Source organism: Candidatus Methanoliparum sp. LAM-1 (assembly GCF_020885915.1).
Classification (GTDB): Archaea; Halobacteriota; Methanoliparia; order Methanoliparales; family Methanoliparaceae; genus Methanoliparum; species Methanoliparum thermophilum.
In genome coordinates this window covers 849,717-859,999 of record NZ_AP025251.1, presented here as the reverse complement: position 1 = coordinate 859,999, position 10,283 = coordinate 849,717, and the positions used below count along the sequence as shown (strand labels likewise).

9 protein-coding genes are annotated in these 10,283 nt (G+C 35.9%); all 9 read left to right on the top strand.

The window, feature by feature from the left end; translation table 11 throughout:
* The first annotated feature begins 12 nt into the window (after positions 1-12).
* The 9 genes from LPC15_RS04720 to mutL all read left to right on the top strand — a co-directional run bounded on the left by LPC15_RS04720 (position 13) and on the right by mutL (position 10,283).
* Complete coding sequence (locus LPC15_RS04720; RefSeq protein WP_229234228.1) at positions 13-285, top strand: 50S ribosomal protein L30e; 273 nt, start codon at positions 13-15, stop codon at positions 283-285.
* A 16-nt stretch (positions 286-301) separates the two neighbouring features.
* Positions 302-724 carry a NusA-like transcription termination signal-binding factor gene (locus LPC15_RS04715; protein ID WP_229234227.1) on the top strand — a complete coding sequence of 141 codons (423 nt, stop codon included), beginning with the start codon at positions 302-304 and terminating at the stop codon, positions 722-724.
* A 15-nt stretch (positions 725-739) separates the two neighbouring features.
* The gene (locus LPC15_RS04710; protein WP_229234226.1) at positions 740-1,153 is read left to right on the top strand and encodes a 30S ribosomal protein S12; all 414 of its coding nucleotides are present in this window, start codon (positions 740-742) and stop codon (positions 1,151-1,153) included.
* A gap of 11 nt (positions 1,154-1,164) precedes the next feature.
* Positions 1,165-1,761 carry a 30S ribosomal protein S7 gene (locus LPC15_RS04705; RefSeq protein WP_229234225.1) on the top strand — a complete coding sequence of 199 codons (597 nt, stop codon included), beginning with the start codon at positions 1,165-1,167 and terminating at the stop codon, positions 1,759-1,761.
* A gap of 16 nt (positions 1,762-1,777) precedes the next feature.
* Entirely contained in the window at positions 1,778-3,970 is a 2,193-nt protein-coding gene (locus tag LPC15_RS04700) for an elongation factor EF-2 (protein ID WP_229234224.1), read from the top strand.
* 92 nt (positions 3,971-4,062) lie between these two features.
* Positions 4,063-5,334: a translation elongation factor EF-1 subunit alpha gene (gene tuf / locus LPC15_RS04695; protein WP_229234223.1), complete on the top strand. Its 1,272-nt coding sequence runs from the start codon at positions 4,063-4,065 to the stop codon at positions 5,332-5,334.
* A 9-nt stretch (positions 5,335-5,343) separates the two neighbouring features.
* Complete coding sequence (rpsJ, locus tag LPC15_RS04690) at positions 5,344-5,655, top strand: 30S ribosomal protein S10 (protein ID WP_229234222.1); 312 nt, start codon at positions 5,344-5,346, stop codon at positions 5,653-5,655.
* A gap of 166 nt (positions 5,656-5,821) precedes the next feature.
* Positions 5,822-8,467: a DNA mismatch repair protein MutS gene (mutS, locus tag LPC15_RS04685; protein WP_229234221.1), complete on the top strand. Its 2,646-nt coding sequence runs from the start codon at positions 5,822-5,824 to the stop codon at positions 8,465-8,467.
* A 19-nt stretch (positions 8,468-8,486) separates the two neighbouring features.
* Entirely contained in the window at positions 8,487-10,283 is a 1,797-nt protein-coding gene (gene mutL / locus LPC15_RS04680) for a DNA mismatch repair endonuclease MutL (protein ID WP_229234220.1), read from the top strand.

Genomic DNA, 10,283 nt, shown 5'->3' with positions numbered 1-10,283 from the left:
GTGAATAACTGTATGGATATTAAGAAATCTTTAAATGCTGCAATAAAGTCTAAAAAAGTGTTTATGGGATATAAACAGACATTAAAATGTTTGAAAAATGATAAGGCTGAATATATTGTAATATCACAAAACTGTCCAGAAAAACAGAGGAAAATTATAAAAAAAGAGGCAAAAAATGTTCCAGTTTATGATTTTGACGGAAATAATGTAGATTTAGGAGTTATATGTGGTAAACCATTCTTTATATCCACTCTGGTTGTGGTTAAAGAAGATACGAACATTTAAAAGATAGGTGAATTTTTTGGATATAAAGCTAAATACAGAAGAGCTTAGATACATTGCTCTTTTTGAGCAGATAACAAATGCAAAGGTGATCGACTGTATTATAGATGACGAATCCATTATCTTTGTTATAGAGAGCGGAGATATGGGAGCGGCGATTGGTAAAGGTGGAACAAACATAAATAAGGTCAAAAAAACGCTTAATATACCGATAGAAGTTATAGAATATTCTGAGAATGTGGAAGAATTTATTAAAAAATCATTTTATCCGGTTCATATTAAAAAAATAAATATTTCTGATGATAAAAATAGAAAAATAGCGTTTGTTGAGGTTTCATCAGAAAATAAAGGATTAGCAATTGGTAAAAATGGTAAAAGAGTAAAAAAAGCAATAAAACTTGCTAGAAGGCATCATTCAATCGATACAATCGTAATAAATTAAAAAAAGAGGATTATTATGGGTAAAGGAATGTATAGTGCGAGAAAATTAAAGAATGATAGAAAAAAATTTAGAAAGGAGAGAAAAAGTAAGATTGAGCGAAGTAAGATAGATCCTTTAGGTGGCGCTCCACAGGCAAGAGGGATAGTCTTGGAAAAAGTAGGAATTGAGGCAAAACAACCAAACTCTGCTATACGTAAGGCGGTTAAGGTTCAATTAGTAAAAAATGGAAAGTGGATAACTGCATTCTGCCCTTACGATGGAGCTATTGGTTTTATCGATGAACATGATGAGGTCTTGGTCGAAAGGATTGGCGGACGGATGGGTGGATCTATGGGAGATATTCCAGGAGTAAAGTTTAAAGTGATATCAGTAAATAATACCCCGATTAGAGAATTGACATTGGGTAAAAAGAATAAACCTGTTCGGTAAAAGGTGTTCTAATGATCGAAAATGCAGACGATGAATTATGGGCATTATTGGGCGATATCAAGTTGTTTGGTAAATGGAGTTTGGCAGAGGTGGTTATCGACGATCCAAGTATAAAAAATTATATCTCGTTAAGGCCTGTAGTGGTTCCTCATACGGGTGGAAGATATGCAGGAAAGGACAAATATAAGATAAATATAGTGGAAAGACTCATTAATAAGGTTATGAGAACGGAGAAGAATACCGGAAAAAAAATAAAAGCATATAACATCGTTAAAGATGCCTTTGATATAATATATGAAAAGACTGGAAACAACCCTCTCCAAATGTTGATAAAGGCTATATCCAATGCAGGGCCGAGAGAAGAGACCGTTCAACTCAAATATGCAGGTCTTTCCGTAGCAAAATCGGTTGATACGGCACCTTTACGTAGAATAGATGAAGCTTTGATGTTTATCGCAAAAGGGGCATCTATTGCATCATTTAAAAATAAAAGAAGTATAGAAGATCTTCTTGCATCGGAGATTATTTCAGCAGCTAATTATGATATAAAATGTTATTCCATATCTAAAAAGGAAGAAAGAGAGAGAATTGCTAAAGCATCACGATAATAATTGGTGAAATTAAATGGTTAGTAGAAAAGAGATAATAGAAAAGATAAAGATGCTGATGGATAAGACAGAGATGATCAGAAATATCGGTATAGTCGCACATATCGATCATGGTAAAACCACGCTATCTGATAACCTACTGGCAGGTTCTGGACTTATTTCAAATGAATTAGCAGGAAAAACGCTTTATATGGATTATGATGAAGAAGAACAGGCAAGAGGTATAACTATAAATGCAGCAAACGTATCTATCTTGTTCAATCATAAAAAGACAAATAAAGATTATCTCATCAATCTTATAGATACTCCAGGGCATGTTGATTTTGGTGGAGACGTTACAAGAGCAATGAGGGCAGTAGATGGATGTATTGTTGTAGTGGATGCGGTTGAGGGTATGATGCCACAAACTGAGACTGTACTAAAACAGGCATTGAAAGAGAATGTTAAACCGGTGCTTTTCGTGAATAAAGTCGATCGATTAATAAATGAACTCAAGATCGATAAAAAAGATATGCAGTATCGACTGGCAAAGGTCATAGAAGAAGTTAATAAGTTCATAAAAAATATACAAGAAGAGAAGTATAAGAGTGGATGGAAGATAAATCCAGCTGATGGATCCGTCGCGTTTGGATCGGCATTATACAAATGGGCTATAAGCATACCTATGTTAGAAAAGACAGGAATAGGTTTCAATGAGGTTTATGATTATTGTAGATCTGGACGGATGGAAGAACTGTCTGAAAAAAGCCGGTTATATAATATAATCCTGGATATGGTTATAGAGCATCTTCCAAATCCGTTGGTATCACAAAAAAGAAGAGTTCCTACAATCTGGCACGGTGATCTGGATAGTGATGTAGGAAGATCGATGTTGAATTGCGATAAAAACGGACCTGTGGTATTTATGGTTACAAAAATCGTTCCTGATCCTCATTCTGGAGAAGTAGCTACAGGCAGGTTATTCAGTGGAACGATCAAGAGGGGGATGGAGCTTTATATCTCTGGTGTTAACAAGACGAATAAGATTCAACAGGTTGGTATCTATATGGGACCTGATCGGTTTGAGATTGAGGAGATCTTTGCAGGAAACATTATAGCAGTTATTGGTTTAAAAGATGCTATAGTTGGATCGACCGTTTCATCAATTAAAGATATGTTTCCTTTTGAGGAAATAAGACATGTTAGTGAGCCTGTAGTCACTGTTGCGGTTGAGGCAAAGAATATGAAGGATCTTCCTCGTTTGATAGAAGTACTAAGGGAGATATCAAAAGAGGATCCTACAATCCAGGTTCAGATAGATGAGGAGAGCGGAGAACATTTGATCTCTGGTATGGGAGAGCTTCATCTAGAAGTTATAGGACATAAGATAGAGAGGGATAAAAAAGTTCCCATTATAACATCAGAACCGATCGTGGTATATAGAGAGGGTATAACCTCTAAAGGTGGTCCTACTGAAGGAGTATCACCAAATAGGCATAACAGGTTTTATATGGAGGTTGATCCGCTAAGCGAGTCTGTTGTTGAATTATTGAAATCAGGGGCATTTTCTATGAAACTACCAGAGCTAGAACGAAGAAAACTTTTAATGAATGCCGGATTGAATAGCAATGAGGCAAAAGCAGTGGTTGATGAGTATAGAAATAACCTTCTTTTAAATATGACTAAAGGTATTCAGTACCTACCTGAAACTATGGAATTAATTATAGAAGGATTCAGAGAGGTTATGTCGGGAGGTCCTCTCGCGAAAGAGCCCTGCCAAGGTATAAAGGTTAAACTGGTCGATGTTAAGTTACATGAAGATTCTATCCATAGGGGACCTGCACAAGTGATACCTGCTGTACGAAATGCCATATATACTGCTATCCTGTCGGATAACCCTGTATTGCTAGAGCCGATCCAAAGGATTTATATAAGCGCACCACAAGATTACATGGGGGAGATAATAAGGGAGTTGCAGGGAAGAAGAGGGCAGGTAATGGATATCCAAACAGAGAAGGGAGATGTAGTAGTAAAAGGAATAGCTCCAGTATCAGAGTTATTTGGTTTTTCAGGGTCTATAAGGTCTGCAACCGAGGGACGAGCGTTGTGGAATAGCGAGAACATAGGATTCCAGGTATTACCGTCTAGTTTACATAACGATGTAGTCATGAATATAAGGCGTAGAAAAGGTATGAAGGAAAGAATACCTGAGATCAGCGATTACGTATAGATATATATATTATGATAGTTTTAAATATAACAACGGTTGGTAATATTTTAATACAAAAAGATTGTCTTTAATAAAAAGGAGGAAAAAATAATATGCCAGAAAAAAAGCCACATTTAAATTTAGCAGTTATAGGTCATGTAGATCATGGAAAATCGACGCTTGTCGGTAGATTACTGTATGATACTGATTCTATAGATAAACACATTGTAGAAAAATATAGAAAAGATGCTGAGAGTATAGGTAAAGGCTCTTTCGAGTTTGCATGGGTTATGGATACCCTAAAAGAGGAGAGAGAAAGAGGTCTCACAATAGATGTCTCTCATCAAAAGTTTGAAACAAATAAATATTATTTTACGGTGGTAGATTGCCCAGGTCATAGAGATTTCGTCAAGAATATGATAACCGGTGCGAGCCAGGCCGATGCTGGGATACTTGTCGTGGATGCGAAAGACGGTGTTCAAGCACAGACTAAAGAACATATCTTCTTATCAAGAACCATCGGTATAAATCAGGTAATAGTGGCTATAAACAAGATGGATAGAGTAAATTACGAAGAGAAAAGGTTTAATGAGGTTAAAAAGGATATAAGTAGCCTTTTAAAGATGATCGGTTATAAAGTAGATAAGATACCTTTTATACCAATATCTGCATTTTATGGTGAGAATATTATCAAAAAAAGCGAAAAAATGCCTTGGTATAATGGCCCAACAATGATAGATGCGATGAATGCATTAGAGGTACCGGTCTTGCCTGTTGACTTGCCTTTAAGACTACCTATTCAAGATGTATATTCAATCAGTGGTGTAGGTACGGTTCCTGTCGGAAGAGTTGAGACTGGTGTGATGAGAAAAGAAGATAAAATAATATTTCAGCCATCTAACGTAGTCGGTGAAGTAAAATCTATCGAGATGCATCACGAAGAGATACCAGAAGCTTTACCTGGTGATAACGTTGGATTTAACGTTAGGGGTATTAGTAGAAAGGATATACGGAGAGGAGATGTCTGTGGCCATCCTGATAATCCCCCGACAGTTGCAGAAGAATTTACGGCACAGATCGTGATATTACAGCATCCAACAGCCATTACGGTAGGATATACGCCAGTGATACACTGTCATACTGCTCAGGTGGCATGTACTTTTTTAGAATTACAAAAAAAATTAGATCCACGAACAGGACAGGTGGCAGAGGAAAATCCTGACTTTTTAAAGACAGGTGATGCTGCAATAGTCAAATTAAAACCTACACGTCCTTTTGTAATAGAGAAATCAAAAGATATTCCTCAGATGGGAAGATTTGCAGTGAGAGATATGGGTATGACTATTGCTGCTGGTGTCTGTTTAGATGTTAAAAAAATAATATAAAGTGGTAAGATGGATCAAAAGGCAAGAATACGTCTATCTGGAAACTCTTCAAAGGAATTAGACAGACTGTGTAATGAGATAAAGGATTTAGCAGAAAAGACTGGTGTTAGTATAAGAGGGCCGATCCCACTGCCTACAAAGCGATTGGTCGTCCCATGTCGAAAGAGTCCTGATGGTGAAGGGACTGCAACATGGGATCACTGGGAGATGCGAGTTCACAAGAGGGTGATAGATATGGATGCTGATGAAAGAGCACTCAGAAGATTAATGCGGATTCAAATACCAAAAGATATCAATATTGAGATCGTATTACGGAGATAAAACAAATTTTGTAAAATTCTATAACCTTTTTTGTATTTACCCAATTTTTTATCTCTTTTATGCTGTGTTGATTGGAAGACGGTATCCTTAAAGGACTAAAGAAGCATTATTAATTAACCAACATAGCACCTTTTTACATATCTTTAAAATGTTAACTAAGTATTAGATGGAAAAAGATACTACCCCTTTGATGGAACAGTACCATCGGATAAAAAAAGAATGTAAAGATGCCATTCTCCTGTTTAGAATGGGAGATTTCTATGAGACATTTGAGGATGATGCAGTTATCGCATCGAAGGAGCTTGATATCGTCTTAACTTCACGGCAAAAAGATAAAAAAGGGAACAAAATACCGATGGCAGGTATACCTCATAAATCGATAGAGTCTTACCTGTTTAAGTTGGTTAAAAAGGGGTATAAGGTTGCGGTATGTAATCAGGTGGAAGATTCTGCAGAATCGAACGGTCTCGTTAAAAGAGAGATTACAAGGATTGTAACGCCTGGAACGATATTAGAACCATCGATGCTAGATGAAAAGACCAATAATTTTTTATCTGCTATATTTGAAGAAGATGGGGCTGTCAGTATGGCTTTTGTTGATGTCTCTACCGGTGATTTTTATGTTACTGAGTTAAATTCATCGGATCTTAGTAAAAAGATCTTATCTGAATTTGTAAAGTTCTCACCCGTCGAGTGTATCGTACCTTCACCGATGAGCCCATTCTTGACGAAGCTGATGAATGATATCGGTGGTAATATTGATATAACTATCCAAAAAAAAGAAAGGTCTTTTTTTGATTTAGATAGAGGATACGAACTTTTATCGGAGTATTTTAACGATGAGGAGTTAAAATCTTTTAAAATACTGGATAAACCTCTTATTATACGGATTAGCGGTGCTATCATCTCCTACTTAAAATCTACATATATTGATATCCTCGATCATCTTGTCCAGATTAAATATTACTCGTCTTCTGATTTTATGGTTTTGGATGATACTACCATCCGAAATTTAGAGATCTTCAAAAATATAAGAGATCGGTTAAAAAAAGGATCGATTTTCGATTATTTAGATGATACAAAAACCCCGATGGGTTCTCGTATTATTCATAAATGGCTTCAAATGCCATCTCTCTTACAAGAGGAGATAGAAAATAGGTTGTGTGCGGTAGAAGAACTTTACAACGATCGGATTCTGCTTAACGATCTTAGAAGTTTATTAGATGGTTTTATCGACCTTGAAAGGATATCCTCCCGATTATCGTGTAAAATTGCCTCACCAAAAGATTTAATAAATCTTAAATTGTCTTTAAAAAAGCTACCACCAATTTTAACGAACTTAGATCGCGCAAAATCAAAAAAATTGGTGGGTATTAGAGAAAGACTCGATCTTGGAGAGTTAAACGATATCATCTCTCTAATAGAAGAATCTATAATAGAGGACCCCCCTCTTACTATAAAAGAAGGCGGTATTATAAAGGATGGGTATAACACGAAGTTAGATGAACTAAGGAAGCTTTTTAGAAAAGGAAAGAACTGGTTAACTGATCTAGAACAGAAAGAACGGGAAAGAACTGGTATCAAATCTTTGAAGATTGGATTTAATACAGTCTTTGGGTATTATATCGAAGTGAGCAAATCGAACGTTTTACTTATTCCCAAAGATTACATACGAAAACAGACGCTGGTCAATTCGGAGAGATACGTTACTCCTATGCTGAAAGAGATAGAGGAGAAAGTGCTTACTGCACAGGAAAAATCATTTTCTCTTGAATACGAACTTTTTCTCGATATAAGAGAGAGAATCAGCAGACATGTAAGAGAGTTAAAGGAAAAAGCCGTATGCATAGGTATTCTTGATGCTATATCGTCTTTTGCATCTATTGCTTTAGACAACGATCTTATAAGACCCGAGATAAACAACGATGGTAGGATTATCATCAGGGATGCACGCCATCCTATACTAGATAAGTATATGAAAGGCAGATTCGTTCCTAACGATGTATATCTGGATAACAAGGATAATCGGTTTATAATTTTGACTGGACCAAATATGGCTGGAAAATCGACTTATATGAGACAGATAGCGCTTATTGTTTTATTAGCTCATGTGGGCAGTTTTGTACCTGCAAAATATGCATCCATTCCTATAACAGATAGAATTTTTACAAGAGTAGGAGCATACGATGATTTAACGTCCGGCCAAAGCACTTTTATGGTAGAAATGAGTGAAGTAGCTAATATTCTTACTAATGCCACACCACACAGTCTTATCGTTCTTGATGAGATCGGTAAAGGAACAAGCACCTTCGATGGCTTAAGCATAGCTTGGGCAGTTTCAGAATACATCTATAACAAGATCAAAGCAAAGACCCTATTTGCGACGCATTATCACCAGCTTACCCAATTAGAAAATTTGTTTTCTGGGATAAAGAATTATAATGTAGCGGTAAAAGAGGTTAACGGTTCTGTTATCTTTCTTAGAAAGATAGTTCCCGGTGCGACCGATAAGAGTTATGGGATATATGTTGCAAAATTGGCTGGAGTAAAAAAAGAGGTTATTGATCGAGCAGAAGAGATTTTAAAGATTATAGAAGAAGATACAGATATTACTCCAGTAAAGAAAGGTAAGATTACCAATAAAAAGAAGAGATATACACAATTGATCTTTTTTGATGAATCTGTGGTTGATACTCTTTTGTCAGATGCGGAGTCTATTATTGAAGATATTAAGAGTATCGATATTAACAATATTACCCCCTTAAATGCCTTTGAGCTTTTGAAAGGTTATAAAAAAAGGTTGAATAGTTAAAATAATAGAGATTAATTATATGTCCAAGATAAAACATCTTGATCAGGAGACGATTATTAAAATTGCTGCAGGAGAAGTAATAGAACGACCATCTTTTGTGGTTAAAGAATTGATAGAGAATTCTATAGATGCAAGGGCTACTAAAATTGTGATAGAGGTGGTGGATGGTGGTAAACAGCTTATAAGAGTTACAGACAATGGTTGTGGTATTGAGAAAGAAGATCTTATTCTGGCGTTTGATAGATATGCAACGAGCAAAATATCATCTTTCCAAGATCTGAGCCGTATTATCACGTTTGGTTTTAGAGGAGAGGCGCTTGCAAGCATAGCAAATGTATCAGGGTATGTAGAGGCACAGACTAAGGTTAAAAATATGCAGAGCGGTAACCGATTGGTTATTAAAGATGGGAAGATGGGAGAGATAGAAGAGATCGGTTGTCCAATTGGAACAACAATTGTTGTAAAAGATCTTTTTAAAAATATACCTGCCAGAAAGAAATATCTTAAGAGTTCAAGGGCCGAATTATCACGGATCATCGATATCGTAACGAGATATGCGATAATAAACCACCAGGTATCTTTTGAATTGATTAATAAAAATAAGAGTATCTTTAAATCTGTCCGTTCGGATCGGTGGGAAGCTACCCTGGTAAACATTCTTGGTGCTGATACGGTGAAAAATCTTATACCTATAAACTTTGTCTCAAACGACTTTAAGATATCCGGTTTTACGAGCAGGAAAAATCTGACTAAAATCAACCGTGATTGGATATTTATCTATGTTAATTCCAGACCAATAATCTCTTCATCTATTACAAATGCAGTAAAAGAGGCGTATAAAGGTTATATATTATCAAACAAGTATCCTATATCCATAATTCATTTAAATATCGATCCTTACCTGATAGATATAAACGTTCATCCTAATAAAAATACGATACGGTTTTACAAAGAAGAAGAGGTTATAAAAAGAATAAAAGAGGCAGTTTTGGAGGCTATTACAAAAGATCATGAGATGGATCTTCCTGAGAAAACGTTTAATGACCTTATCAAAGATAACAAGACAAAACTTCTCGATTATGCGAATGAGGAAAAAACGTTCTTATATTCAGAAAATAAGATAGTAGATAGTTTTATATCTAAACCAGTATCCATATCTGACTTTATTGAAGGAGATACCAACCAAAAAAGTGATGCTATCGATATCAATTTTGAATCTTCGTTCTTAAATATCTTTAATGATACAAAAATAAAGATATTAGGTCAAGTCTTGGACACTTATATTATAATAGAGGGAAAAAACGGGATTTTTTTGATAGATCAACATGCAGCTGACGAACGGATACGATACGAAAGGCTTAAAACGATGAGGGATTCCAAACAAATATCGCAACGGTTGCTTGTCTCTGTAAATATAGAATTGTCGCCCAGAGAGCAGATAATATTTGAAGATTTGAAAGACATTCTCGAAAGCATAGGATTCGATATACAGCATTTTGGAGGAAGAACTTATAACGTTAAATCGATTCCATATTCTGCGTCTAAATTGAACGATTCACCATCGATCTATAGTTTTCTTAAAGATCTGTTTACATTGAGCAGGTCGTCTTATCCCGAGATCGAAGACGAGGCGATCAAACTTATTTCATGTCGCGGCTCGATAAAATCTGGTGATAAGATCAGCAAGGTAGAGATGTTAAACCTGTTGAAAGAATTATCTAAATGCCGAAATCCGATGATATGCCCGCATGGGAGACCGACAATCATCAAGATCTCGTCCTATCAATTAGAAAAAATGTTCCAGAGACTGGGTTAG